26 protein-coding genes and 2 pseudogenes are annotated in these 25,236 nt (G+C 73.4%); 10 read left to right on the forward strand and 18 right to left on the reverse strand.

All coding sequences use genetic code 11. From position 1 onward, the window contains the following. Positions 1–69: 69 nt before the first annotated feature. Positions 70–642: a TetR/AcrR family transcriptional regulator gene (locus ACZ3X1_RS00615; protein WP_362629476.1), complete on the reverse strand. Its 573-nt coding sequence runs from the start codon at positions 640–642 to the stop codon at positions 70–72. Between the two features lie 148 nt (positions 643–790). On the opposite strand from ACZ3X1_RS00615, the gene ACZ3X1_RS00620 reads away from it, so the two are divergent. Together ACZ3X1_RS00620 and ACZ3X1_RS00625 are read left to right on the forward strand one after the other, a co-directional pair. Continuing rightward, positions 791–1,582 (forward strand): SDR family NAD(P)-dependent oxidoreductase, encoded by a 792-nt coding sequence (locus ACZ3X1_RS00620; RefSeq protein WP_467275315.1) that lies wholly within the window; start codon positions 791–793, stop codon positions 1,580–1,582. 158 nt (positions 1,583–1,740) lie between these two features. After that, positions 1,741–4,197 (forward strand): CehA/McbA family metallohydrolase, encoded by a 2,457-nt coding sequence (locus tag ACZ3X1_RS00625; RefSeq protein ID WP_467275317.1) that lies wholly within the window; start codon positions 1,741–1,743, stop codon positions 4,195–4,197. Here the strand turns inward: ACZ3X1_RS00625 and ACZ3X1_RS00630 are convergent. The 5 genes and pseudogenes from ACZ3X1_RS00630 to ACZ3X1_RS00650 form a co-directional block, all read right to left on the reverse strand. Then, positions 4,194–4,478: a hypothetical protein gene (locus tag ACZ3X1_RS00630; RefSeq protein WP_467275319.1), complete on the reverse strand. Its 285-nt coding sequence runs from the start codon at positions 4,476–4,478 to the stop codon at positions 4,194–4,196. The two genes, ACZ3X1_RS00625 and ACZ3X1_RS00630, sit on opposite strands and share 4 nt — an antisense overlap. A 527-nt stretch (positions 4,479–5,005) precedes the next feature. After that, complete coding sequence (locus ACZ3X1_RS00635) at positions 5,006–6,172, reverse strand: alanine--tRNA ligase-related protein (protein ID WP_467275320.1); 1,167 nt, start codon at positions 6,170–6,172, stop codon at positions 5,006–5,008. Positions 6,173–6,435: 263 nt separating this feature from the next. Then, positions 6,436–7,083, reverse strand: a pseudogene (locus ACZ3X1_RS00640) (class I SAM-dependent methyltransferase); the annotation flags it as partial. Positions 7,084–7,357: 274 nt separating this feature from the next. Then, the gene (locus ACZ3X1_RS00645) at positions 7,358–7,759 is read right to left on the reverse strand and encodes a cofilin family protein (protein ID WP_467275322.1); all 402 of its coding nucleotides are present in this window, start codon (positions 7,757–7,759) and stop codon (positions 7,358–7,360) included. A gap of 67 nt (positions 7,760–7,826) precedes the next feature. Then, the gene (locus ACZ3X1_RS00650; RefSeq protein ID WP_356812905.1) at positions 7,827–8,102 is read right to left on the reverse strand and encodes an isoamylase early set domain-containing protein; all 276 of its coding nucleotides are present in this window, start codon (positions 8,100–8,102) and stop codon (positions 7,827–7,829) included. A gap of 261 nt (positions 8,103–8,363) precedes the next feature. On the opposite strand from ACZ3X1_RS00650, the gene ACZ3X1_RS00655 reads away from it, so the two are divergent. Then, positions 8,364–8,909 carry a hypothetical protein gene (locus tag ACZ3X1_RS00655; protein ID WP_356812906.1) on the forward strand — a complete coding sequence of 182 codons (546 nt, stop codon included), beginning with the start codon at positions 8,364–8,366 and terminating at the stop codon, positions 8,907–8,909. 102 nt (positions 8,910–9,011) lie between these two features. Here the strand turns inward: ACZ3X1_RS00655 and ACZ3X1_RS00660 are convergent, their stop codons facing one another. The 5 genes from ACZ3X1_RS00660 to ACZ3X1_RS00680 form a co-directional block, all read right to left on the reverse strand. After that, on the reverse strand, positions 9,012–9,611 hold the full coding sequence (locus ACZ3X1_RS00660; protein ID WP_356812907.1) for an Asp23/Gls24 family envelope stress response protein: 600 nt from the start codon (positions 9,609–9,611) through the stop codon (positions 9,012–9,014). Positions 9,612–9,658: 47 nt separating this feature from the next. After that, on the reverse strand, positions 9,659–10,240 hold the full coding sequence (locus ACZ3X1_RS00665) for a DUF6286 domain-containing protein (RefSeq protein ID WP_467275325.1): 582 nt from the start codon (positions 10,238–10,240) through the stop codon (positions 9,659–9,661). Between the two features lie 40 nt (positions 10,241–10,280). Continuing rightward, positions 10,281–10,640, reverse strand: coding sequence for an Asp23/Gls24 family envelope stress response protein (locus tag ACZ3X1_RS00670; RefSeq protein WP_467275327.1), 360 nt, complete (start codon positions 10,638–10,640; stop codon positions 10,281–10,283). Positions 10,641–10,687: 47 nt separating this feature from the next. Continuing rightward, positions 10,688–10,867: a hypothetical protein gene (locus ACZ3X1_RS00675; protein ID WP_356812910.1), complete on the reverse strand. Its 180-nt coding sequence runs from the start codon at positions 10,865–10,867 to the stop codon at positions 10,688–10,690. Between the two features lie 87 nt (positions 10,868–10,954). Next, a complete protein-coding gene (locus ACZ3X1_RS00680; RefSeq protein ID WP_356812911.1) occupies positions 10,955–11,440 on the reverse strand; it encodes an Asp23/Gls24 family envelope stress response protein in 486 nt (161 codons plus the stop codon). A gap of 158 nt (positions 11,441–11,598) precedes the next feature. Here ACZ3X1_RS00680 and ACZ3X1_RS00685 point away from each other — a divergent pair, with 158 nt between their 5' ends. The 6 genes and pseudogenes from ACZ3X1_RS00685 to ACZ3X1_RS00710 all read left to right on the forward strand — a co-directional run. Next, positions 11,599–12,273: an RNA polymerase sigma factor gene (locus ACZ3X1_RS00685; RefSeq protein ID WP_390074466.1), complete on the forward strand. Its 675-nt coding sequence runs from the start codon at positions 11,599–11,601 to the stop codon at positions 12,271–12,273. Then, positions 12,264–12,986, forward strand: coding sequence for a hypothetical protein (locus ACZ3X1_RS00690; RefSeq protein WP_467275329.1), 723 nt, complete (start codon positions 12,264–12,266; stop codon positions 12,984–12,986). Before ACZ3X1_RS00685 ends, ACZ3X1_RS00690 begins: the two co-directional genes overlap by 10 nt. Continuing rightward, positions 12,983–13,345, forward strand: coding sequence for an Asp23/Gls24 family envelope stress response protein (locus ACZ3X1_RS00695; protein ID WP_467275331.1), 363 nt, complete (start codon positions 12,983–12,985; stop codon positions 13,343–13,345). The genes ACZ3X1_RS00690 and ACZ3X1_RS00695 overlap by 4 nt, the downstream gene beginning before the upstream one ends. A gap of 195 nt (positions 13,346–13,540) precedes the next feature. After that, positions 13,541–14,461, forward strand: coding sequence for an SDR family oxidoreductase (locus ACZ3X1_RS00700; RefSeq protein WP_467275333.1), 921 nt, complete (start codon positions 13,541–13,543; stop codon positions 14,459–14,461). A gap of 190 nt (positions 14,462–14,651) precedes the next feature. Next, positions 14,652–15,608, forward strand: a complete 957-nt coding sequence (locus ACZ3X1_RS00705; RefSeq protein ID WP_467275335.1) for a TIGR03557 family F420-dependent LLM class oxidoreductase — start codon at positions 14,652–14,654, stop codon at positions 15,606–15,608. Positions 15,609–15,956: 348 nt separating this feature from the next. Continuing rightward, positions 15,957–16,300, forward strand: a pseudogene (locus ACZ3X1_RS00710) (IS5/IS1182 family transposase); the annotation flags it as partial. Between the two features lie 56 nt (positions 16,301–16,356). Here the strand turns inward: ACZ3X1_RS00710 and ACZ3X1_RS00715 are convergent. The 3 genes from ACZ3X1_RS00715 to ACZ3X1_RS00725 all read right to left on the reverse strand — a co-directional run bounded on the left by ACZ3X1_RS00715 (position 16,357) and on the right by ACZ3X1_RS00725 (position 18,855). Next, positions 16,357–16,872 (reverse strand): SRPBCC family protein, encoded by a 516-nt coding sequence (locus ACZ3X1_RS00715; RefSeq protein ID WP_467275337.1) that lies wholly within the window; start codon positions 16,870–16,872, stop codon positions 16,357–16,359. Positions 16,873–16,953: 81 nt separating this feature from the next. Then, positions 16,954–18,237: a ClC family H(+)/Cl(-) exchange transporter gene (locus tag ACZ3X1_RS00720; protein ID WP_467275339.1), complete on the reverse strand. Its 1,284-nt coding sequence runs from the start codon at positions 18,235–18,237 to the stop codon at positions 16,954–16,956. Between the two features lie 3 nt (positions 18,238–18,240). Continuing rightward, positions 18,241–18,855 carry a dihydrofolate reductase family protein gene (locus ACZ3X1_RS00725; protein WP_362629525.1) on the reverse strand — a complete coding sequence of 205 codons (615 nt, stop codon included), beginning with the start codon at positions 18,853–18,855 and terminating at the stop codon, positions 18,241–18,243. Between the two features lie 252 nt (positions 18,856–19,107). Here ACZ3X1_RS00725 and ACZ3X1_RS00730 point away from each other — a divergent pair, with 252 nt between their 5' ends. Further along, positions 19,108–21,234 carry an MMPL family transporter gene (locus tag ACZ3X1_RS00730; protein ID WP_467275341.1) on the forward strand — a complete coding sequence of 709 codons (2,127 nt, stop codon included), beginning with the start codon at positions 19,108–19,110 and terminating at the stop codon, positions 21,232–21,234. Positions 21,235–21,326: 92 nt separating this feature from the next. Here ACZ3X1_RS00730 and ACZ3X1_RS00735 read toward each other — a convergent pair whose 3' ends face one another. The 4 genes from ACZ3X1_RS00735 to sigK form a co-directional block, all read right to left on the reverse strand. After that, on the reverse strand, positions 21,327–22,076 hold the full coding sequence (locus ACZ3X1_RS00735) for a DUF1365 domain-containing protein (protein WP_390074708.1): 750 nt from the start codon (positions 22,074–22,076) through the stop codon (positions 21,327–21,329). Continuing rightward, positions 22,070–23,335, reverse strand: coding sequence for an NAD(P)/FAD-dependent oxidoreductase (locus ACZ3X1_RS00740; RefSeq protein WP_467275343.1), 1,266 nt, complete (start codon positions 23,333–23,335; stop codon positions 22,070–22,072). Before ACZ3X1_RS00740 ends, ACZ3X1_RS00735 begins: the two co-directional genes overlap by 7 nt. A gap of 136 nt (positions 23,336–23,471) precedes the next feature. Next, positions 23,472–24,224: an anti-sigma factor gene (locus tag ACZ3X1_RS00745; protein ID WP_362629537.1), complete on the reverse strand. Its 753-nt coding sequence runs from the start codon at positions 24,222–24,224 to the stop codon at positions 23,472–23,474. Then, complete coding sequence (gene sigK, locus ACZ3X1_RS00750; protein WP_390074454.1) at positions 24,221–24,823, reverse strand: ECF RNA polymerase sigma factor SigK; 603 nt, start codon at positions 24,821–24,823, stop codon at positions 24,221–24,223. Before sigK ends, ACZ3X1_RS00745 begins: the two co-directional genes overlap by 4 nt. Between the last annotated feature and the right edge of the window lie 413 nt (positions 24,824–25,236).

Here is a 25,236-nt window from a genome sequence, read left to right on the forward strand (position 1 = left end):
GGCGTTCCGACAACGCGGCGGGGCGCCGTAGCGGTCGCCGTGCGCCCGCCGGGGATGGCGGGACAGCCCTCAAGCGGTGTGCGCCGGGGTGAAGTTCGTGAGGATCAGCAGCGTGTCGACCAGGTCCTCGGCGGGCGCTCCGGTGGCCAGGCGGCGCAGCTGCTGCCCGAACACCAGGGCCACGGCCGCGCCGGCCAGGCGTTCGGGGTCCGGCACGCCCAGCTGGGTCAGGATCCGCGTGGCCAGCAGGTCATAGGCCGCGAAGCACTCGGCCGCGGCGGCACGCAGCCGTTCGTCCCGGCCCGCCTGCACGTACAGCTCGAAGGGCGCGATGTGGCGGCTGTCGAAGGCGTTGCCGCCCGCGACCTGCGCCACCACCTCGGCCGCCCGGCCGATGTCGAAGTGCTCGTCGGAGCATTCGTCGGCGAGCGCGGTGAAGTGCCGGGTCTCCTCGGCCACGAAGTGCAGCAGGCTCTCGCGCAGCAGCTCGTGCTGGGTGGCGAAGTGGTAGGTGACGGAGCCCAGGGAGACCGCTGCCTCCTTGGCGATCCGCCGGTTGGTGACGGCCGCGATGCCGTCCTGCCCGATGATCCGCAGTACGGCGTCGATGATGCTCTGGCGGGTGGCGGAAGCGTGGGGCATGTCCGCATTCTGCCCCATCGGACGACGCGATCGCCGTGCGGGGCCGGGGAGTTGGGGACGGGTGGGGTGTGGACAACCAGCGGTGCGGTCCCTACTGTTCGTTCGAACGAACAGTGGAAGAACGCCGTAACGCCGTACGGGAGTCGTCGTGGAGATGTCCGGATCGAACGTTCTGCTCACCGGGGCCACCGGAGGCATCGGCGCCGCCCTGGCCGCACGCCTGACCGCGCAGGGAGCCCGCCTCACGGTCACCGGCCGGCAGGAGGCCGCCCTGAAGGCCGCCGCGGACGCCTGCGGGGCCCGGACCGTGCTCGCCGATCTCGCCGTCCGGTCGGACGTCATGCGCCTCGCCGAGGCCTGCGCCGACTCGGACGTCCTCGTCGCAAACGCCGCCCTGCCCGCCAGCGGCGACCTCCTCGACTACACCGAGGAGCAGCTCGACCGCGCCCTCGACGTCAACCTGCGGGCTCCCGTCCTGTTGTCCCGGCTGCTCGCGGAACACATGGTGGCCCGCGGCCGCGGACACATCGTGCTGGTCGGTTCCATCTCGGGCAAGGCGGCGACCAAGTCGACCTCCCTGTACAACGCGACGAAGTTCGGGCTGCGGGGTTTCGCCCTCGCCCTGCGCCAGGAGCTCAGGGGCACGGGGGTGGGGGTGTCCCTGGTCCAGCCCGGCTTCGTCCGGGACGCGGGGATGTTCGCGGCCACCGGCGCAGCCACCCCGAACGGCATCCGGACCGTCACGCCGGGCCAGGTGGCCGACGGCGTCGAACGGGCCGTCCGCCGGGACCTGTGCGAGGTCAACGTCGCGCCGCTGGAGCTGCGGCTGCTCAGCGCCATAGCCGGGCAGTTCCCCGGCTTCGCGGAGCGGATCCAGGCCCGTACGGACGTCGACGGCTCCGTGCGACAGATCGTCGACGCCCAGCGCGCACGCCGCTAGGTCGTGTCGGCCCCGCCGGCCTGGCGGGGCTTTGACCACCCGACCTGGGCCGCGCCTCCCGCGTCTCTGCTCCTCTGCTCCTCTGCTCCTCGCGTCGTTCGTTCGTCCTCGCACCTGCACGCCTTCCATGCCACCCCATGTGAACGGAGAGCACGGCTGTGCCAAGTGGACACCTCCCGAGTGACGGGCCCGGGGCCGGCCCGCAGGTCGAGCGCAGGTCCCTGCTGCGATTAGGGGCACTGCTGGCCGCGGGCGGGACCGCCGCGCTGGCGCCGGCACCGGTCGCGCACGCCGCGACGAGGGGCCGGGGCACCGATACGGTGACCACCACCTACACGGGCCGCTCCCCCTACGGCAACGACCAATGGGCGTACGTCGCCTTCGACGTCGACGCCGGAGTGCAGCGAATCTCCGTATCGACCGCTCACGACGGCTCCGCCGGCATCCTGGACCTCGGGATCTTCGGCCCGACCGGCTTCCGCGGCTGGTCGGGCGGCGCACGGTCCGGCTTCACCCTCGCCGCGTCGGACGCCACCCCCGGCTATGTGCCCGGCCCGGTGGAGCCCGGCCGCTGGTCCGTCATCCTGGGCCCCATGGTCGGCAGCCCCGACGGCATGGCCTGGCAGGTCGACGTCACCCTCCACCAAGGGGCTCCGCTGCCCGGAACCCCGTACGACATCCTGCCCGCCGCGGTGCCCGGACGCGGCCCCGGCTGGTACCGGGGCGATCTGCACCTGCACAGCGTGCACTCCGACGGCCAGCGCACGGTGGACGAGATCGTGGCGGCCGCACGCCAGGAGGGGCTGCACTTCATCGCCACCTCCGACCACAACACCAGCTCGACCGGCGTCACGTGGAAGGGGAACGTACCGGCCGACCTGCTGGTGATCAACGCCGAGGAGGTCACCACCCGGCACGGCCACTGGCTGGCCGTCGGCCTGCCGCAGGGCGAATGGGTGGACTGGCGCTACGGACCCGCGAACCAGGGCGAGTTCGAGGGACACGCACGGCGCGTGCACAGTCTGGGCGGACTGACGATCGCCGCCCATCCGCTCACCCCGGCACCCGGATCCTTCTGGGAGTTCGGCCTCGACCGCGTGGACGCGCTGGAAGTGTGGAACGGACCGTGGACCCTGGACGACGCGGCCAACATCGCCGCCTGGCACGTCATGCTCTGCCTCGGCAAGCGGGTCGCGGCCGTCGGCAACAGCGACGCCCACAGCCCCGCGGACGCCGTCGGCCGGCCGCACAACGTAGTGCGCGCCGACAGCCTGTCAACTCCGGCGGTCCTGGACGCGCTGCGCACGGGGCGCTCGTACGCCGTCGAATCCGCGGCCGTGACCGTGGACTTCACGGCCCGCGCCGGCGCGGCGGTGGCGGGGCCCGGCGAGGAGCTGCCCCTGTCGTTCTTCGACGCCGTCGACGTGACCCTGAACGTGACGGGCGCCCCGGAGAGCATCGCCGCGCTGTACACCGAGTGGGGCATCATGGCCGCCACCTGCATCGACGCCGGCGGCCGCGGTCAGCTGAGGTGGCGCGGCTGGGGCAAGGCGTCCCTGTTCGCCCGGGCGGAGGTGCGCCGCCCCAAGCCCGCGTCCACCACGCTGGACCAACTGGTGGCCATCACCAACCCGGTGTGGTTCTACTCCGCCCGACTGCCCCCGTACGACGTCGAGCGGCGCGTGCTCTTCCACACCGAGCGTCGTCCCGACGGATCGTGGAGCGGCATGCGTCCGCTGCCGGGTGCCGGCGGCTCCGCCTCGTTCGCCGGGGTGCAGAGCGCCGTGGCGGGCATGGCGGACGGCTCGGTGACGGTGCTGGGCATCGCACCCGACAACGGCCTGTGGCTGACCTCCGTGCGTGGTGCGGCCACGCTCCGGCCCTGGAAACGTGTCGCGGGGCCGGACGGATCGACCGATTTCACCGTCAGGGAGGCGGACATCACGGCCTTCCCCGACGGCACCTGCCAGATCGTGGCGACGGCCATGGACGGCACCACGTACCACCAGATGCGGCGGGCCGACGGCGGGCTGCCCGGGTTCCGGGCCGTGCCCGGTCCCACCGCGACGAGCCGTTGGGGTGCGACGAAGGTGGCGATCACCGCCATGCCCGACGGGTCCGCCCAGTTGCTCAGCTACGGCACGGACGGTGCCATGTACCACTGCGTCCGCGGGCGTACGGGTACGTGGACGCCGTGGGGACGGTTGGCCGGCTACAACGGTGCGGTGACGTTCTCCGGCCCCGCCCTGGCGATCACGGGTTTGCCCGACGGGTCGTCGCAGGTCCTGGCGATCGGGATCGACGGGATCGTCTACCACCAACTGCGGCGGCCGGACGGCTCCTGGAGCGGCTTCCGGGCCCCGAGGGGCGCCACCACCGCCACCATGGGGGCCAGCGCCATCGGCATCGCGGGAACGCCGGACGGCTCGGCCCAGGTCGTGGCGGTCGGGCTCGACGGACGGGTCTGGCACAACGTCAGGAGGCCGGACGGCTCCTGGACCCCGTTCGGTCGGATACCGGGCCCCAACGGCAGGGACCCCTTCCCCGCGGGGCAGGTCCGCATCGCCGCCCTCCGCGACGGCACCACCCACGTGGCGGCCATCAGCGCGGGCTAAGGGGCCTTTGCGGGGCGGGACCAGGGTGCGTCGGCGTCGTCGCCCCGTTCCGGGCGCAGGCCCAGCTCGTCGAGTTCGTCGAGTTCGGCGAGTTCGTCGAGCGCCATCATCGCGGTGAACACCGGGTTGGGCTCGGCGCCGCCCACTCCCCCGTCGGCGAGGGCCTGCGCGTAGCGGGTGGTGTACGTACTCGGCCGTACCTGCCCGTTCGCGCCGGTCAGCCCCAGTGCCGCCGTCCGGAGGACGGTGGCCTGCACCGGCAGCCCGTCCAGGTGGGACACCGCCGCGGCAGCCCGGTGCAGCGCGAAGGCGTGCCCGTCGGTGAGGATCGCGGCTTCCCCTGCTCGAAGAGGCCGGCGACGGCGCCGCGCACGGTCTGGATCTTGAGCTGGTCGGCGTCGTACTTCGCACCGCAAGCCCCGTTCCCCTCGTCGAACAGGTGGAGGACGCCGCAGTCCCTCAGGTGCGCGATCACATGCCCGGCGCAGTGGCCCTGACTGCGCAGCACCCGGACCGCCCCGTCGGCGAAGGTCCAGCCGGTGAACCGCAGCGAGCCGATCCGGATCAGCTCCAGGCGCCGCTCCTCGTAGGTCCGGGTCGTCGCTCGTCGCGGACAACGGCTCGGCCTGGTTCATCTCCGGTGAGGAGAACTCCGGCTGGGACAACTCCCAGCTCGCCGGGCTCAAGGCCTTCAAGGGGTCCGACTTCGAGGCGGTCGACGCGTCCGGACTGCAGCAGTCGCCGGACTCGGGAGCCGTCGCGCCGAAGTGAACGCGCCGCGTCGGCAACCTCGTCCGCGTCGTCGTCGTCATTCCTGTCGCAGGGTCGTGACCAGGCCGCGCGGCAGACCATGGGTGTCGTGGAGGTAGTGGAAGTCCTCCTCGGTCAGCAGTCCGTGGAACCGGGGGCGGGCGAGCACCCGGCGGCCGCGCTCCAGGAGCCCGCGGAAGCGGTGCTCCTCCTCACGGAGCAGCCGGAGCACGTCGCCCGGCGGCATGTCCTGCCGGAAGTGGTCCAGGGTGTGCCAGACCAGTTCCTCCGGCAGGTCCCCGATGCCGTGGGAGGGGTCGTCGCGCCACAGCACCGTGAGCACCCGTCGCACCAGCCGCCGCAGCACGTATCCGCGTCCGGTGTGGGCCGGGCGCACGCCGTCGCCGAGCACCACGACGGCCGAGCGGAGGTGGTCGCAGACCACGCGCAGGGACGTTTCGTCGAGGTGCCACAGGTGCGGTACGAGGCGGCGCCAGGGGTCGAAGACGTCGCACTCGAACACCGAGGACCTGCCCTGGAGCAGTGAGGCCAGCCGTTCCAGACCGAGCCCGGTGTCGACGTTGCGCTGGGGCAGGGGCACAAGGGAGCCGTCGTCGAGTCGGCGGTGGCTCATCGTGACGTGGTTCCACACCTCCACCCAGCGGTCGTCGCGGGTGGGAGTGGACCGGGGCGGGCCGTCGCCGCTCCACAGGAAGATCTCCGAGTCGGGGCCGCAGGGGCCGACCGGGCCGTTGGACCACCAGTTGTCTTCGGCGGTGAGTTCGACGGGGACGCCCCGCTCCTGCCACAGGCGGAGGGAGGCGGTGTCCGGCCCGGTCCGGTCGTCGCCGGCGTGGACGGTGGCGTACAGCAGGCGGGGATCCACGCCGAGTCCCTCGGTGAGCAGACCGTATCCCCAGTCGAGGCTGAGCGGTCCGCCGTAGTCGCCCAGCGACCAGGTGCCGAGCATCTCGAAGACCGTCAGGTGCGTGTCGTCGCCGACCTCCTCCAGGTCCGTGGTGCGCAGGCAGCGCTGTACGTTGACCAGTCGCCTGCCCTGCGGATGGGGGCGGCCTTCCAGGTACGGGGTGAGCGGGTGCATGCCGGAGGTGGTGAAGAGCACGGGGTCGCCGGGTGGTGGCAGGAGCGTCGAGCCGATGATCCGGCGGTGCTCGCGCTCCTCGAAGTACTCGACGAACGTGTCGACCAGCTGTTCGGTGTTCATGGGGTGGCTCCTTGGCATCGCAGCGGGAGGGCACCGGAGAACGGGACCGAGGGTCTCCGGCCGGGGCGGGGACGCCACGGCATGGCCGACGGACCGTTTCCGGTCGCCGGGGGGAGGGGAAGGTCAGGCGGCGGCAACCGGCGAGCTGGTCGCTCGCGCGGTCGCGGTGGTGCTGGGGCCGTTGACGTTCATGCGGGCAACGGTAGCGCGGTGGTGCCTGCCGGGCACGCGGTTTTTCGCCCGCCCGGACGTCGCGGAGACGCTCACCCCGGTTCGTCGCCGAGCCGGTCCTGCGCCCGCATCAGGAGGTGGCCCCGGCGGAAGCGCTCCTGCGGACCGGGCTCTCGCAGCATCCGCCCGACCTCGCCGAACCCGGCCTCGCGGGCCATCTCCGCGAGGTCGTCGATCGGCCACCGGTAGGCGGTCGTCACCTTGTGGTCGAACGCCGCCACTGGACCGCCCTCGGCCTCGAAGAAGGCGAGCAGGAGGGGCCCGCCCGGAGCCAGAGCGCGGCGGAACTCGGCGAGGTACGAAGGGAGTTCCCGCGGCGGGGCATGGATCACCGAGTACCAGGACACGATGCCGCCCAGCTCGCCGTCGGTCAGCCCCAGGGCGTCCATCGAACCGACGTCGAACCGCAGGTCGGGGTGGGCCTCGCGGGCGAAGTCAATCATGGCGGGTGAGAGGTCGACGCCGAAGACGTCCAGTCCCAGACCGCGCAGATGAGCCGTCACATATCCCGGACCGCAGCCCAGTTCGGCCACCGGCCCGGCGTCGGCGGTCAGCGCGAGCTCGGCGAACGCGGCGAGGACCGAGCGGTCCAGCGGAACGCCGTCGAGCCAGTCGCGGGCGAGATCCGCGTAGCGGACGACGACGGAGTCGTAGGCGTCGGACGTCTCACGGAGGTACGCGGGGAGTTCGGGGAGTCGGGGAGTTCGGCCACAGGGGACGACCTTAGGGCATGCGCGGCCGGGGCGCCCTTGTCCGCCGGCGCGGGGTGGTCTCCCGCACCCAGGCCAGGTAGCCCTACGAGGTCCTGGCCGCCGGGAGCGCGAGGCCCTGTCCGTGGCCGGCGTGGACGAGACCCGGTAGCCCCGTTCGTGCCGCAGGGCCTCCTTGCTCCAGTGGAAGGGGGTCGTCCGTGCCTCGACGTCGGCGGCTGCCACGGTCGCCTGCGCGGCCGGATCAGCCGGCCAGGGCGACCAGCCTTCGGTAGGCCAGTTGGTCCGCGCGCCTGGCGGTGAGGTGGACGTGGACATCGGCGAGGTATTCCTTCAGTGCGGAGTACCCCGCCGTGTAAATCTCCTCCTGTTCACCGGCCGCCGGCGGCATCCAGAAGATCAGCAGCAGCTCGTTGCGCCGCGTGCCCTCCGGGCTGGCGAAGGACAGCTCGTGGAGGACCAGCCGGGGCTCGTCCGACGGCAGGCCCTGCACCAGCTCGTCGTGGGTCAGGTTGGCCTCCAGCTCCGGGGCAAGGCCGTCCGGGGGGTCCGCGTAGCGGAGGACCACGGTGTTGATCTCCCGCAGCTCCCTCAGGTGCTGAACGGCAGCAACGCAGCCTTCCGACAGACCGATCGGGCTGCTCACTGGGTCTCACCTCGGTGCTGGTCAGTGCGGGCGGCGTGGGGCGGCAGGGGGACGGGAGCGGCTGCCGTCAGGTGTGGATGCGGCCGTTGGTGCCGTCGTGGGCGTCGGCGTGTTCGTCGTCGAACCAGTAGTCGCCGGCGGCGAGGTAGCGGAAGGAGTGGGCGCTGTGGGCGGGCAGCGCGACAGTCGCGGCGCGGGTGCCGTCGCCGCGGGGCTCCAGGGGGTGGGCGGCGGGATTCCAGTGGTTGAAGTCCCCGACCACGCTGACCGGCCCGTCCGGAGTTTCCGCGGGGAGGACGAAGGTGACCTGCGTACGGCCCTTGAGCTTCTTGCGTTCGAGCACTGGGACACTCCAGCGGTGGAGGGACGGGGGAACCGGCCCGTGCATCCTCACGCCAGCGTGCGTGCGCCGCGGTGGCACCGGGCCGGGGTACGGGCAGAAGTCACCCGGCTGGCCGCGCCTGCCGGCCTCCGGCGGCACCGGCGGCAGCTCTGGGACAGGAGGGGCGGCCGAACGCATGTGCTCCGTGCGGAAGGTGGGTAGGAGCTGTCTGCCGCGACGCACCGAACGTGCGGCACCAGGCGTACGGTTCGGGGAGGGACTGTGGCACTGCTCGATCAACTACCGGCGCTCATCGGCGTCGTGGTCGGTTCGCTCGGCTCCTACGCCGTGCAGACACTGACCGAGCGCCGGCGGTGGACGCGGCAGCGGGAGGAGCGGTGGGACGAGAAGCGCTTCGAGACGTACGGCCGTTACGCCAACGCCCTCAAGGCGCAGCTCCGCCTCACCCAGCGCATCGGCGCCTCACTCGGATACTCGGACGTGGTCGATCCGCTGGCACCGGCCGACGGCCTGCCCCTGCTCGCCGACGCCGAATCCCACCGTGCGACGGAATGGGAGGCCGTCCTCCTGGTGGGGGACGCCGCGACGGTCGCGGCCGCACGGCGCTGGCACGAGACGATCTGGACCATACAGCTGCTGATACGGGAGGACTCGGTCGACGGCGAACTCTGGACCAAGGCGCACCGGCTGGCGAGCGCGGCACGGGACGCCTTCTACGAGAGTGCGCGGCGGGACCTGGGCATCGCAGGCGCTCCCCCGCCGCCGGGGCAGTGGCCGCGGCAGTGGCGGGCCGAGCTGTCGGGGTGAGCGTCGCCCGCACCGTCGCCCGGCACCGCCCCTCGCACCGCCGCTCGCGCCGCCGCCCGCTCGCCGCCCCGCACCGCCGCACGACCGTCCGGGCCGCCGGCCCTATTGGGCGCGGTGCGGTTTGTGCGGGGTGACCCTCATCCGCGCTTCGGCGGGCAGCCGGGCGCGGCCGGTGGACCGGCGGGCGCGGGTCAGGGGGCCGTCGCACAGCGTCCGCAGGACGGGGCCGGGTTCGCTGTCCTGGGTGAGGGTGAGGTCGAGTTGTGCCTTCGGACGGCGTGGCGGGCCGATCATGCGCGCCTGCGCGCGGGTGACACCCGGTTGCCGGCCGGCATCGGCGGCCAGCGCGTCGCTGAGGGCGTGCTCGCGCAGTTCCACCCCGTCCGCGGGGGGCTCGCCCAGCCGTATGTGGCCGGGGTGGGTCCGGTGCAGCTGCGCCACCAGCCACCACAGGGCGAGCAGGAACACGACGGCCAGGGCGGCGATGACGGCGGGCCACCACCATGCCTCGTCCGTCCACCGCGTACGGTCCGCGTCCTCCAGCACCACAGCGTCGGGAGCGGTCCACGGCATCCCGTCGGGAGACGAGAGGGACCAGCGCCGGTAGACGTCGAAGCCGCCCGCCAGCATCAGGACGCCGAAGCCGAGCATGACGATGCCCGTCAGGGCCAACAGGATCCGGTTGATCGCGGATTTCCTCATGAGATCCGTCCTGTCTCGTGTCGCGGACGAAGGGCGTCCACGACGCGTCACGTGCGGCGGGAGCGGGTCCGGACGGCGAGCCCGGGCGGGTCGGCGAGGGCCAGCCGGTCGATCTGCTCCCGCAGGGCGGCCTCCAGATCGGCCCGGACATCGGCCGGGGAGCGGAACCGTACGTCCGCGCGTGCCGCGACCCGGTGACGGCGCATGCGGATCCTCGCACCGCTGACGCCGGGAACGCGCAGGGCGGCGTCCCGCAGCAGCATGACCGCCGCATCGCGGTCCAGCACGGCCCGTACGTGCGCGTCCGGGGACTTCAAGGGGTACTGGTGACGCAGGCCGGGCGTGAGTGCCAGCACGATCAGCCAGAGACCGAGCAGGGCGAGGACGACGGCGCCGACCCGGATCCAGACGTCGTCCAGCGGGCGCGTGGCCAGCTCCGGGGCGAGGCTCGTACGCCAGGCGGCGGCGTTCCCGCCCGCGCGGACCCGGACGATGTCGAACAGGAGGGCTCCGGTGGCGGCTGCGACGACCAGGGCCGTCAGTGCGGCGGGGATCCGGCGCTCGGACCAGGGTCGGCGGCGCGCGGGAGGTACGTCTCGCGCGGGCGCTTGGTCGGGATCCGTTTTCATTCCGGCGCTCCTTCCGGGAGGGGTCGTCACGAACCCGGGCTCATTGCACGCGCCCGCGTTCCGGGCCCGCACCGCCGAAGGGGACCAGGTGCTCGATGGCCAGGGTGACCTCGGTGACCTTGATCCCGGTCAGCTGGCTCACCCGATCGCTGACGTACTGCTGCAGTCGACGGGAGACGTCGGCGAGGTCGAGGGGGTACGGCAGGTCCAGGGAGAGGCCCAGGCGCGCCGTGCCGCCACCGACCGTGACCGAGGCGCGTGGGGCGGCCAGATCCGTGCGGGCCGGTGAGGTGTCGTCCCGTGCGGCCAGAGCCTCCCGTGCGGCGCGGACCGCGATGCGGGCCACCACCTTGTCCCGTACCACCGTGGCGCCGCGCTCGGCCGCCGGCAGCGCCGGCAAGGCCGGAGCGGCCCCTGCGTCGGGCGTGGCTGCGGGCGGCCGCGAGGTCACCGCGGGCCGCCGGAACGCTTGAAGTCGGACGTCGTGAGATCGCCCTGAACCATGAGGCCGATCATGAGGCCCACCGCGCCCAGGACGGCCACGAGCAGGAACGCCCAGAAGCCTCCGAAGAATGCGGCGAAGCCGAGGGCCATGCCGGCCAGCAGGCCCACCTTTGCTGCGCTCATCTCACTCACCTGAATCCTCACGTCGACGTGTGTCCTGCGTCGTGCGCCGTGCGCGGTCGCCCACAGGGCGAGGAGGGCGCGACAGGGTCACTGCACACGGCCCTCGCCCGCCTCCTCGTCCTCCTCGTCGGGCAGGTGAACGTCGTCGACGGTGATGTTCACCTCGACGACCTCCAGGCCGGTCATGCTCTCCACCGCCGAGATGACATGGGTGCGGGCGGCGCCGGCCATGTCCACGATGGCCACGCCGTACTCGACGACCACATCGAGATCGATGGCGGCCTGCCGTTCGCCCACCTCGACCTTCACCCCGCGGCTCACGCTGGGACGGCCGCCCGGAACCATGTCCTTCACGGCCCCGAGCGTGCGGGTCACGCCGGCGCCGAGGCTGTGGATGCCCGGCACCTCACGGGCGGCCATGCCCGCGATCTTCTCCACCACACTGTCGGATATGGACGTCCGGCCTCGTGTCTCGGGCGCCGCCCCGGCGCCACTGCGGCCCTTCAGGGTCTTGCCCGCCGAGCCCGCGCCGGGCTCGCTCCCACCCGCTGTGGGGCTGATGGTGTCCGACATGAGGGACCTCCCGAGGGTCGTACGGGTGCCGGTGTGGCGCCCTCGACTGTTTGGACACGCCCCGGACGCATTCGTCACCCTTGTCGCACGATCCGTTCCACCTACCCTTGAAGTGCGTACGCGACTGCGAGGACCGTTCCCGACGAAAGTGGGCGGCGATGCGCAACCGGCCCGGGCCCCCACCCCCCTACGAGGCGGAGTTCCTGCCTGCGCCGCAGCCGGCCACCGGCTCCGCCGCCGGGCGGGGGGACCCCGGCGCCGCCGGCTGTCCCGACGCTCCCGGCGCTCCTGACGACCTGAACGACGGCATGCTGGCCGTCCGGGCTTCGGAGGGGGACGACGACGCGTTCGCCGTCCTCGTCCGGCGGCACAGCGGTCGGCTGCTCGCCCTGGCACAGCATCTGCTGGGAGACCGGGCGGACGCCGAGGACGCCGTACAGGAGGCGTTCCTCAGTGCCTGGCGACGCCTGCCGGACTTCCACCACACGGCGTCCTTCGGCACCTGGATGTACCGCATCGTGACGAACCGCTGCCTGAACGTCCTGCGCCGGCGTCCCCGCCCCCTCCCCCTGGACGCCCTCCCCGAGCCCGCCGCCGCGGACGCCGGCAGCTCCCCGCCGCGGGTGTGCGAGGGGGACGCCGCGACCGCCGCCCTCAAGCGGGCGCTGCTGGAACTCGCCCCGGACCTGCGCGCGTGCTGGGTCCTGCGGGAGCTGCACGAACTGCACTACGAGGAGATCGCCCACGTCCTGGGGACCAGCGAACAGACAGTGCGCGGGAGGCTCTTCCGCGCACGACGCGCACTGACGGAGGCGATGCGCCCATGGCGCTAGACGACCCGCACCGACCCTCGGGCGACCGCCCCGAGCCCGTGGACGCCGTGGAGGCACCGCCCCCGGCGCTCCACGAGGCCGAGGTGCGGGCCGGCGCCGAGCTGCTGCCCTGCGGGCGCCCCGTCGGCCGTGCCTGGGAACAGGCGCGCAGGCCCGCCGGCGTCGCCGCTGCGGACCCGCACACCAGTACGTGCACGTGGTGCCGGCAGGCTGTCGAGGGGCTGACGGCCCTGGACCGGGCCGCCCGTGCCCTGCGCGCCGAGGAACAGCCCGACGGCCGTACTCTCGCGCAGCGCGTCGTCGGCGTGGTCCGTGCCGAGACGCGCCTGGGCGCCATGCTCCTGCTGGACGACCCGGGTCAGGATCTGCACATCGCCGAGAGCGCCGCCGCGAAGGTGCTGCGCCGCGCCGTCGACACCGTGCCGGGCGCCCGTGCCATCAGCTGCCGCCTCATGCTCGTCCAGGGGAGACGGGCCGTGCACACCGTCGCCCTCACCATCGCGGCCGCACTCGATCAGCCGCTGCCGCAGCGGGCCGAGGAGGTGCGCCGAGCCGTCCTGCACGCGGCTCACCGCGGCTTGGGCCTGCAGGTCACGGCGGTCGACCTGACGATCAACGCCGTGCTGGACGTTCCCCGCGCCACGGCCGACGGGCGGTCGGCGGGTGGCGGCCGATCGACGGATGGCGACCGATCGACGGGTGGCGACCGATGACCGCCGCCGCACGCGAGGACGTCCACCGGGCTGCGGCCCGCGCCGCCCTCGGGGTATCCGGGGTGGAAGGTCTTCAGCCCGCCCTCGGTGACCTTCTCTCCCGCGTCGCCTCCCGGACGAGGCATGCCCTCGCGGGCGACACGGCCGCCGGGCGTCCCCTCTCCGGCATCCGCTGCCGGCACACGCCGGAAGACGGCTGGCAGGTGGAAGTGCGGTGCGTGCTGCGCTCGGACCGGCGCGTGGTCGACGTAGCCCGAGACGTCCGCGAGCGGGTACGGGCGGCGGTGACGGCCCATCTCGCGCAGCACGGCAGCCCCGGACCGGTCACCGTCCTGGTGGTGGTCACCCGCACCGAGTAGCTCGTCGTCCGGACGCGCCGGCACTTCGCCCCGTGTGTCCGCTCGATGTACGCCACCCGGGGTGACACGTGGGGCCCGGTGCGGGGGTGCGCCGGCTGCGGAGCCCGGGACTGTTAGAGAGGCCGTGCGGCCTGCGCGATGCCGTAGGCCGGAGGCCGGCCAACGGGCTCTGCCCGCACGAGGAACGAGGGGCGCATGCGCGACATCTCCACGCCCGGCCGACACCGCCACCCCGGCACCCCGCTGCGGGGAAGGGTCGCGGTCGTGACCGGCGCCGCACGCGGAATCGGGGCGGCACTGGCACGGGACCTGTCCGGGGCGGGGATGTCCGTGGCGCTGTTGGGCCGCGAGGAGGCGTCCCTGCGCGCGACGGCGAGCAACCTGCCGAACCGGAGCGTCTGCGTCGAGGCCGACGTCACCGACAACGCGGCACTGCAGGCCGCCGCCCGGCACGTGGAAGAGGTGCTGGGACCGGCCAGCGTGGTCGCCGCCAATGCAGGGATCGCCGTCGGCGGGCCCTTCGACCGTACGGCCGTCGACCTGTGGCAGCGCGTCATCGACGTCAACCTCACCGGCTCCGCCAACACCGCCCGGGCATTCCTGCCCCAGCTGACCCGCACGCGTGGCTACTTCCTCCAGGTAGCCTCCACCGCCGCGCTGGGCTCCTCCCCCATGATGAGCGCCTACTGCGCCTCCAAGGCCGGAGTCGAGTCCTTCGCCCTGGCGTTGCGCAGCGAGGTGGAGCCCGACGGTGTCGCCGTCGGGATCGCCTACGTCCACTGGACCGGCACCGACATGATCAGCGGCCTCGACGAGCTCCCCGTACTACGGGCCCTGCGCCGCCACCAACCCCGGTTCGCCCGTCGGGTCCGCACTCCCGAGCAGGTCGCTGGCTGGCTCGCGGAGGGGATCACGCGCCGCTCCCACTCCGTCTACGCGCCGCCCTGGCTGCGCTGGTGCCAGCCACTGCGGCCGCTCTTCCCGCCGATCGTCGCCCGCATCGCCCGACGTGAGCTGCGTACCCCCGCGCGCGGCGAGCTGACGGCCGAGGCCGGCGTCCTGGGCGCCGGAGGCCTCGCCGACTGGCACGCCTTCAACCCGCCCCGGGACTCTTGAGCCGCCGCAGAGGCGGTGCCGCGCGGGGACGGCCACTGTGGCGCCGTCGTGGGGAAGGCGTCGAGCGGCGACCCGGGCGGGCCCCGCCGAGGCCGGGACCCGGGAAGTTTGGCCGCCGGGGGCACGGGCACGCGCGAACCGACGGCCGACCGTTGTCCGCCACCTCTGCCACCCTGGAGGCACGAGATCCATGACGACCTTCGGATACTTCCTCTCCTGCGAGGAGTTCACCCCTGCCCAGCTCCTGGACCAGGCCCGCAAGGCCGCCGACGCGGGATTCACCCGTCTGGCGATCTCCGACCACTTCCACCCGTGGAACGACGCGCAGGGCAACAGCCCGCTGGTCTGGTCGATGATCGGGGCCCTGTCGCAGACGGTGGACCTGCCCGTGACCACCTTGGTCACCTGCCCCACCGTGCGCCTGCACCCGGCGGTGACCGCCCAGGCGGCGGCCACCTCCAGCCGGCTGCTGGACGGCCGGTTCGCTCTGGGGGTGGGAACCGGCGAAGCGCTGAACGAGCACATCCTCGGGGACCGATGGCCCTCGTTCGACGAACGCGCCGACATGCTGGAGGAAGCGGTCGAAGTGATGCGGGCCCTCTTCACGGGCCGCCTGGTCAGCCATCGCGGCAGGCACTACACGGTGGACAACGCCCGTCTCTACACCGCCCCGCACGGGCGGCTGCCGGTGCACGTCTCCGGTTTCGGTCCCAAGGCGGCGGAGCTCGCCGGCCGTATCGGCGACGGCTTCGTCACCATGGGCCCGGACGAGGAGGCCATCTGTCGTTTCCGGGACGCGGGCGGCGGCGGGAAGCCGGTGATCGGAGGCCTGAAGGTGTGCTGGGGCGCGGATCGGGACGCGGCGGTCGACACCGCGCACCGGCTGTGGCCCAGCGAGCACCTTCCCGGTGAACTGGCCCAGATCCTCCCCACTCCTGCCCACTTCGAGCAGGCGAGCCGGCTCGTCACCCGTGAAGAGGTGTCCGCCAACGTGCCGTGTGGCGACGACGTCGAGGAGCACCTGGAAGCCGTCCGCGGCTACGTCGACGCCGGCTTCGACGAGGTGTACGTCGGGCAGATCGGACCGGACCAGGATTCGTTCTTCGCCGCCGCCCGCGACAAACTGCTGCCCGCCCTCGTCAGCTAGGCGGGCGTTGAGACGCCCCGGCGAGGTGGGGGGCCGAGTGAAAGCGTTGATTCCGGATGATCGCGTAACGGTCGGTCCCTACCGCGTCGTCGCGCGGCTCGGCAGCGGGGGCATGGGACGGGTCTATCCGGCCCTGCAGGCGGCGGGCGCAGCGTGGCCGTGCAGGTGGTGCATCCCGGGCCGGCGCGGGATCCGGATTCAGACGGCGCTTCCCCTCGCCCGCGGAGTCGGCGGCCCCCGAGGAGCCGGCGCTCGCGGCGTGCACGCGGCCGGGCGGGTGCACCGGACCTGAAGCCGTCGAACGTGCTGCTGGGCCCCGACGGCCCAGGTGATCGACTTCGCCATCCCATCGCGTCGGCCCGGCCGGCGCCGGGCCCCAAGGCCGGTGCCCATGTCTGGCCCGAGGCCGATGTGCCGGCCGTCGCGGCCGGGGCGACGGTGATCGCGGACGGTGCCCTGCCCGGGCACCGGGCCGATCGTCCGGCACGGCGGAAGGGCCGGACGTCCCCTCCTGCGTGGGCAGGAGGAGGACGACGCCCAACGCCGAACGCCGAAGGGTCCGTGCCCGCATCGAGCACACCTTCGCCCGCATCGAGAGGGTAGATCCTTCGTGACCGCCGCCAGAGGTGGACGGCTTCCACCCCGCCGTCCAGGCCGTCGCCACCGTGCACAACCTGACCCTGGCGCGGTGAAACGGCAGGCCGAGCACTCCTCACGCATGCCCGAGCCGGAGCCCCTGCACCACCCTTCAGGGGGTGTCGGGGTGGGCCTCCAGCTCGGACTTCAGCTTGCGCAGGGTCGCCCGGATGTTCTTCCGCTGGAACTCGGCGAAGGTGTGCCCCCTCGTCGCGATCCTGTCGAACGTGTTGGCCACCGGGTCGGGCCAACCGCGCCGGTCGTCGGTCCACGACTCCGTGACCTCGGTGCCCCCGGGTACGGTGGCGAAACGATACTCCCAGGTGGCGATCGGGCCCCGCAGCCACGGGCGGCGCAGGCCTATGGCGTGGACCCTGAACCGGAAGACCTCGTCCGGGTCGGCGGCCGTCACCGTGCAGCGGGTCGTCCAGCGGAACGGCCCGCGCTTGTTGTGGCCGTCGAAGACCATCCCGACGCGGGTCGCGGTGCCGGGGCCCTCCGCCGGGGTCGCGCCCAGGTTCTCCGGGCTCCAACGGCCCATGAGGGCCGGGTCGGAGACGTGCTGGTAGACCGTCGACGGGTCGGCCTCGACGATGATGGAGTCGCGGACGCTGAACGTACGGGGCATGTGGCTCCCTCCTCGGGGCACGACGGTAGCGGCAGCCGCCCCGCCCGCAATCGTCGCCCCCGCCCCGCGGCCCGGGCCCCGTCAGGACCGTTCCTGCATCCGGCGCCGCAGGGTGTCGTAGAGGGGGTCGCTCCCCAGCCGGTCCGCGGTCACGGCGGCGGCGAAACAGGCGGTCAGCAGGGGCAGCAGGAGCACGCCGGCACCCGTCATCTCGGTCACCAGGACGATGCCGGTGAGCGGTGCCCGCACCACGCCGGTGAACACGGCGGCCATTCCCACTACCGCGAACGCGGTCGGACCCGCAGCGTCCGCCGGGAGCAGGGGGGAGACGAGGGCATGGGTGAGCGTCCCCCACAGGGCGCCGAGGGCCAGCAACGGGGCGAACAGCCCGCCGGGCGTCGCGGCCGCGTAGCTGAGCGGGCCGGCCACGAACCGTACGGCGAGGCAGACCGTCAGGGCCGCCGCCGTCAGGCCTCCGCCCGCCAGCAGGCGCTCGCTCAGCTGGTCGCCGCCGCCCGTGAGGAGCGGATCGAAGGCCATCAGCGCGCCGACCAGGGCCCCGATGACGGCCGCCCGGGCCACGAGCGGAACCCGGGTCAGCCGGTCGCACACCTCCAGGGTCCCCACGACCAGCGCGCTGTACGCGGCGCCCAGCGCCCCGGCGGTCACCCCGCACAGCAGGAAGACCGGCAGCATCCACAGCGGTGGCGCGGGGAGGGCCGCGACGGGAAGGACGAGCGCGTCTCCCACGAGGGGCTGGGAGACGGCCACGGCGGAGAGCGTGCCGACGAGCGTCAGCAGCACCAGGCGGGGCCGCACCGTGCCGGTGACCTCCTCGCAGACGAACACCAGCCCGCCCAGCGGGGCGGTGAACGCCACCGCCAGGCCGGCCCCGCCCAGCGCGGTGTGCAGCATGCGGGCGCCCTCGGCGTCCAGCCGGCCGCGCCGGCCCGCCCGGGACCCGATCGCGGCACCCATGTGGACGATCGGCCCCTCCCTGCCCAGCACCAGGCCCGAACCGATCGCGATGAGTCCGCCCACGAACTTCACCGGCAGCAACCGGGCCGAACCGGCCTCCGACTCCTGCCGCCACACCGCTTCCACGTGCTGGATCCCGCTGCCCGGGGCGTGCGGGACCCGCCGGGCGATCGCGCAGGCCAGCGCCGCGCCCGCCGCGGTGAGGGCCACGGGAATCAGGCGGCCCGCCCCGCCCTGTGCGGCGGCCGCTTCCAGCAGCGACGCGCGCAGCAGGTCGGCGTGCTCCAGGCACCAGCGGAAGCCGCCGCCGACCAGCCCCACCAGACATCCCGCGAGCGCCGCGGCCACGAAGGCGCGGCCGCCTCTCCCCCGGCCTGCGGCAGCCATCGGCTAGTGCTGGGGGAGGTGGGTCTTGGCGTCGTCGTACGCCGCCCCGCCGGGTGCGGCGGCCAGGGCGTACGAGAGGTTCAGCACCCCGGTGCGGAACGTCTCGCAGGACAGCAGCTCCAGCGGGACCGGGGTCGCGTCCTGCCCGAACAGGCGCATGCCGGTACGCACGGCGATCGGGTGCAGCAGGAGGTTCAGTTCGTCCAGGAGTCCGGCGGCCATCAGCCGGCGCACGACGGAGACCGAGCCGCTGATCCAGACGGGTGTCCCGGCGTCCGGCTCCTCCTTGAGTGCGGCGACTCCCTCGGTGAGGTCACCGGCGAGCTGTTCGGAGTTGCGCCAGGTGAACGCGAGCGGGCCGTTCGACACCACGATCTTGCGGGCGTCGCCCAGTACCTTGGCGAACGGTGCGTCCTCCCCGCCCGCCGCCTCCCGCTCCGGCCAGGCGCCCGCGAAGCTGTCGTAGGTCCTGCGTCCGAGCAGCAGGGTGTCGGCCCGGCCGAGGGTGGCGTCGACGGCGGCGCCCATCTCCTCGTCGAAATAGGGGAAGTGCCACTGGTCGGGTGCCTCGACGACCCCGTCGAGCGAGATGAACAGCTGCGCCTTGATCTTCCTCATACCGGTCTCCGGGAGCTGGTGGTCGGTCCGTCCGCGTACGGACCCCATCCAAGGGCACGCGGTAGTCGGCACCCGGGCCATTCACCCGCACGGCGGCTGCGTCGCCCCCGGTCGACCCCGGCACTTTCCCTGCATGGTGTGCGGAGAAAGTGCAACCCGATCGGGTGCTTCCCCGGAAGGGAGATGAGGGACCGTCGTTGACATGGACGGTCCTCACCGGCCGACGCACCTGTCACAACCCAAGGACTCGCATTGAGAAACGCACCGCGCTGGGCCCGCTGGATCGTTCCGCTCGCGCTGTTGCTCGTCTGGCTCGGTATCGGCGGGACGCTCGGACCGTACGCGGGGAAGCTGCGCGAGGTCGCCACGAACGACCAGGCGGCGTTCCTGCCGCGCAGCGCCGAGTCGACGCAGGTCATCGAAGCCCGCAAGGCCTTCGAGCGGGCTCAGTCCGTCCCGGCGGTCGTGGTGTGGACGGCGGACGGTGCCCCGGTGACGGCCGGGCAGCAGGAGGCCGCCGCGCGGGCCGTCGCGGGCCTCACCGGCCGGCCCGGAATCACCGGCGCGCCCTCGCCGGCGGTCGTCTCCGCCGACGGTCTGGCCGTCCAGGCGGTCGTCCCGCTCGCGCCCGACCTGGGTGAGGAACTTCCGGCGGTCCTGGACGAGGTGCGGCAGACGGTGCAAAGGGTGCCGGGCACCTCGGTGGGGATCGCCGGCCCGGCAGCCACCCAGGCGGACCTGTCGGACGCGTTCGCGGGGATCGACGGGCTGCTGGTGGGCGTGGCCCTCGGAGCGGTGCTGTTGATCCTGCTGCTGGTGTACCGCAGCGTACTGCTGCCACTGGTGATCATCATCAGTGCGGTGTTCGCCCTGGGCCTTGCGTGCGCGGTGGTGTACGCGCTGGCCGACCGGGGCGCCGTCCGTGTGGACGGCCAGGTCCAGGGGATCCTGTCGATCCTCGTGATCGGCGCCTCGACCGACTACGCCCTGCTCGTCGCGGCGCGCTTCCGCGAGGAGCTCGCCGTACGGGGCGACCGGGCGGACGCGGCGCTGGCCGCCGTGCGCCGGTCGGCGGGGGCGGTCACCGCCAGCGCGGCGACCGTGGCGCTGGGACTGCTCGCCCTGCTGGCGAGCGATCTGACGAACAACCGGGCTCTCGGGCCGGTCGGCGCGATCGGGATCGTCTGCGCGGTGCTGAGCTCGCTGACCTTCCTGCCGGCGGTTCTGGTCCTGCTGGGCCGCACCGCGTACTGGCCCGCCGTGCCCGGGCCGGCCGACGCCGCGGGCGAGGGGCACGGCGTGTGGCGCCGTGTCGCCGCACTGATCGACCGGGGGCCGCGGCGCGTGTGGGTGTCCACCTCCGTACTGCTCGTGGTGCTGGCCGGCTTCTCCCCCGCGCTGTCGTCCAAGGGCGTGCCGCTGGACGAGATCTTCGTGGGCGGCGCCCCCTCGGTCGGCGCCCAGCAGAGCCTCGCCCGGCACTTCCCCGGCGGCTCGGGCAATCCGGCCGTCGTCATCGCGGACGCCGACCGGGCCGCCGAGGTACGGGCGGCCGCCGAGAGCACGGAAGGGGTCGCGGCGGTCGTCCCCGTCACCGCGGGCGGCGGACGACCCGGCGGCCCGGGCGCTCCGCTCGTCGTGGACGGCCGGGTGCGGTTGGACGCCACCCTGGAAGCGGCGGCCGACAGCGACGCCGCGAAGCGGACGGTCCAGCGGCTGCGCGAGCGCGTGCACGCCGTGCCGGGGGCCGACGCGCTCGTCGGGGGATACACGGCCCAGCAGTTCGACACCCAGCAGACCTCGGCACGCGACCGCACCGTGATCGTCCCGATCGTCCTCGGCATCATCCTGCTGATCCTGGTCGCGCTCCTGCGGTCGGTGCTCGTGCCCGTCCTGCTGGTGGCGACGGTCGCGCTGAACTTCCTCGCCACGCTGGGGGTTTCCGCGCTCGTCTTTGAGCACCTGCTGGGCTTCAGCGGGACCGACGCGTCCGTACCGCTGTACGGGTTCGTGTTCCTGGTCGCCCTCGGCGTCGACTACAACATCTTCCTGATGTCCCGGGTGCGCGAGGAAACCGTCCGATCGGGTACCCGCGAGGGCGTGTTGCGGGGGCTCGTCACCACGGGCGGGGTCATCACCTCCGCCGGAGTCGTCCTCGCCGCGACCTTCGCCGCGCTGATGGTGATCCCGCTGGCCTTCCTCGTCCAGATCGCCTTCATCGTCGCGTTCGGCGTCCTGCTGGACACCCTCGTCGTGCGTTCCCTGCTGGTGCCGGCCCTCATCATCGACATCGGCCCTCGCGCCTGGTGGCCCAGCACGCTGTCCCGGCCGGGCGGGGGAACCGGCCCGCACAGCGCACCGGCGGCGCGGGCTCGGTGATCACCAGGCCGGCTACGGAAAGTCGAGTCCCGGGGCCCACACGGCCAACCCGGACGTCCGGGGCTGGTGGTCGGGCGTGGTGGCCGGGCGGATCACGGAACCATTCCCTTCTGCGGGGTGTGCCGGGGGCGGGGTTGTACGGGCAGGCCGCGCAGGAGCAGACGGACGCCGTGGAGGTGGATCCCCGCCCGGACGGCGGCGGTCGACCAGGGCCGGCGGGCGGCGGCCCGCAGGAGGGCGCGGGCCGTGGCGGAACGGGCCCGTCCTCGCACGGTGGCGGTGAACGGCCGGCCGGCCTCGGTGTCGAGGTGCACGGTCAGGTGGAGGCGTTCCTCGGGGAGCGGCAGGCGCATCCGGTAGTGGCCCTCGACCGGGAAGAACGGCGAGACGTAGAACCGCTTCTCCGCCCTCGCCCGGCCGCCCGCGTCCGGGTGCAGCAGGTAACAGTGCCGCTGCCCGTACGTGTTGTGGACCTCCGCGACGACGCACACGAGGGACCCTGAGGCGTCGTGGCACCAGTAGACGCTGAGGGGGTTGAAGACGAAGCCGAAGACGCGGGCGTGGGCGAGCATCACCACGCGCCCGCCGGCTATGTCGATGTCGCGGGACGCGAGGAACTCCTCCAGACCGGCGCGGATCGTGGGTGCCCGGCCCGCGAAGTGGTCACGCGGGTCGAACCGGGCGAGGGGGCGCAGCGGGCGCGGCAGGACCGGCAGCCGGTCGAGGTCCACGCACCACAGGTAGGTGCGGTGCCGGACGTCATGGCGCAGGGGGGCGCTACGGGTGTGGACGACCACGCACTCGTACAGCGCGGCGGCGGGCGCCGCTCCCCCGGTCACCAGCGCACCCCCAGGGCGCGGGCGGCTGCCACGCCCGAGCGGCAGCCGTCCTCGTGGAAGCCCCAGCCGTGCCACGCTCCGGCGTACGCGGTCACGCCGGTGTTCAGGCGCGGCAGTTCCTTCTGCGCGGCGACCGAGGCGGGCGTGTGGACGGGGTGTTCGTACAGCATGCGGCGCACCACCCGGCCGGGGTCGACGCGGTCGTCGGCGCCGAGGGTCACCACGTGGTCGGCACCGTCGGGCAGGTTTTGCAGGCGCCTCATGTCGTAGCTGACGCGGACGGCCTCGGTTGAGGGTTCGCAGGCCGGCAGGTGGTAGTTCCAGCTGGCCCGGGCACGGGGTGAGCGGGGCAGGAGGCTCCTGTCGGTGTGCAGGACCGCCGGGTTGGGCGCGTACGTGAAGGCGCCCAAGAGCCGCCGTTCGTCCGGGGTGGGATCGGCGAGCAGGCGGAGGGCCTGGTCGGGGTGGGTGGCGATCACGACGGCGTCGTAGCCGTCGGTGGCGCCGTTCTCGGTGGTTATCCAGGCGCCGGAGCCGCGCGCGGCCCGGTGGACCGCCTGCACGGGGCTGGAGGTACGGACGCGGTGCACGCTCTTGGCCACGGCCTCGACGTAGGTGGCGGATCCGCCGGTGACGGTCTTCCACTGCGGGGAGCCCGTGACCGACAGCAGGCCGTGGTGGTGCAGGAAGGTGAAGAGGTGGGCGGCAGGGTGGGCCAGCGCCGTGCGTGCGGGGCACGACCACACCGCGGAGACCAGCGGGAGGGCGAAATGGCTGACGAAGTACGGGGAGAAGCGGCCTTCGCGGAGGAAGTCGCCGAGGGTGACGTGAGGGGAGGGCGGGTCGGCGAGCAGCCGGCGGGCCTTGCGGTGGAAGACGGGCACCTGCGCGAGCAGGCGCAGGTAGCGGCCGCGCAGCGCCGGCCGGCCGGTGAGCAGGCTGGCCGGGCCGCGGGCGCCCGCGTACTCCAGGCCGCAGCCGTCGCACCGTAGCGACATGCTCATCTCGGCGTCCTGGGTGGAGACCCCCAGCTCGCGGAAGAGCCGTAGCAGGGTCGGACAGGTGCGCTCGTCGTGCACGACGAACCCCGAGTCCACGCCCATGGGCCGCCCGTCCGGGCCGGTTAGCTCATGGGTGTGGGCGTGGCCGCCGAGGCGGCCGTCGGCCTCGTAGAGGGTGACCTCGTACGAGCGCGCCAGGACGTGGGCGGCCGTCAGGCCCGCGACCCCGGCGCCGATCACCGCTGCTTTCCGGTGTTCCACCTCAGCACTCCCGCCACTCACCGCGCCGCCGGGTGCGGTCGCGCACCCGTTCTTCGCGGCGGAGGGGCGGGCGGATTGGTGGAGATCGCAGGGTGGGCGGATCGGCGGGGTGCGCGCCGGGGCGCGGACGGGGGCGTCAGGTGGGCAGGGCCATCAGGATCAGGGGGGCGGAGGTGGGGCGGCGGGAACCCCCGGCCGGTTCGAGGGTGAGTCCGACGGCGCCGGCGTCGGCGGTGTCCCCGTCGATGAGGACGGTGCCGTCCTGTCGGATGAACCCGGCCGGGCGCATGGTGCCGTCGTGGTCGAGCCAGAGCTGGTAGGTCTTGCCGGGGGCGGGTGCGGGCAGGCCGGATGCGGTGAAGACGGCCCTGTTCTGCCGCTGGGAGGCGACGACGGTGGTGGCCGCTCCGTTGCTGGCCCTGCCGTGGGCCGTACGGGCGTCAGGGGCGGCCAGGACGGTGCTGACGTCGTCGAGACGCTGCTCGGCCCGGGTGGCCCGCTGCTGGTACTGCTCGCTCTGCTGGTTCTGCCAGGCGGCCAGGCCGGCGAACGACGCGGCCGCGACCACGCTCGCGGCGAGCGCGAGGGGTACGGCCCGGCGCCGCAGCGCGCTGCCGATGGACGCGGTCGGCGCGGTGTCGGGGACGCGCGGGGGCAGTTGGCGTACGCCGTCGACGGCGGCCAGGACGTGGTGCTTCATAGCGGCCGGCGGATACTGCGCGGCGGCGTCCGCCAAGCGCGCGGCGGTGGCCTCGAACTCGGCCACCTCCTCGCGGCACGCCTGGCACTGCGGCAGGTGCTCGGTGAACGCCTGCCGCTCGGCGGGCTCCAGGGCGTTGAGGGCGTAGGCGGCGGCGAGGGTGTGGACGTCGGAGTGGTGTTGCTTCATGTGGTCACCCCCATGCAGTCGCGGAGCCGGATCAGCCCGTCGCGCATGCGTGTCTTGATGGTCGGCAGCGGTGTGCGCAGGGCTTCGGCGACCTCACGGTAGGTCAGGCCACGGTAGTAGGCCAGGGTCACGACCTGGCGCTGGAGTTCGGTCAGTCCGCGCATGCAGCGGCGCACCTGCTCGCTCTCCAGGCGGGTCTCGACCTGCTCGGAGACCTCGTCGAACGCCGTCTGGTGCTCGCGTGCCGCCTGGGCCTGTTCCCGGTCGGCGGACGCCTGGGCGGAGCGGACCCGGTCCACGGCCCGCCGGTGGGCGATGGTCGCCGCCCACGCGGTGACGCTGCCGTGGTCCGGCCGGTAGCGGGCGGCCTGCCGCCACAGGTCGATCATGACCTCCTGCGCGACCTCCTCCGACTGGGCCCGGTCGCGTACGACTCTGACCACGATCCCGAAGACCAGGGGTGCGAGCGCGTCGTAGAGGGCGGAGAAGGCCTGTTTGTCGCCGTGGGCGACCTCGTCCATGACCTCGGAGAGGTCGCTGCGGCCGGCGTGACTGACACGGCCCGTGCGACCTGGACCGAACGGGAGTGGTTGGTTCACGGGGCGGGCTCCGGCTGCGGCGACAAGGCGAAGGGGCAGCCGATGCCGGCCTGCCGGGGGCGGGGTGTCCATCGCATGGTGGTCCTTGTCCTTGTCCTGGGTACGTGGAGCCGGGCCGTGAGGTGTGTCCGAGGGTTCTTCGTAGCGGAAGTGCGCACGGATGGCCGGACTTTTGGCAAACGGAGCAGATGAGCGTGCCGGCGGAGCGCCCGGGCACGGGGGGCAGGGCGGCCTGCCTGTCTGCCCGTCTGGCCGTGCCCGGCCTCCGCCTGGCCGCACCACACGCGTCGTGGGTCAGGGCTCGGGCCGGGTGAGCGCCGCGATGACCTGCTGGCCGAGGGGCGCGGGGCTGACGAAGAACTCGGCGCCGAGGCGCGGATGATCGCCAGGCCGCGCCCCCGCGTCGCCGGCGG

The organism is Streptomyces sp. NPDC023541 (assembly GCF_055559995.1).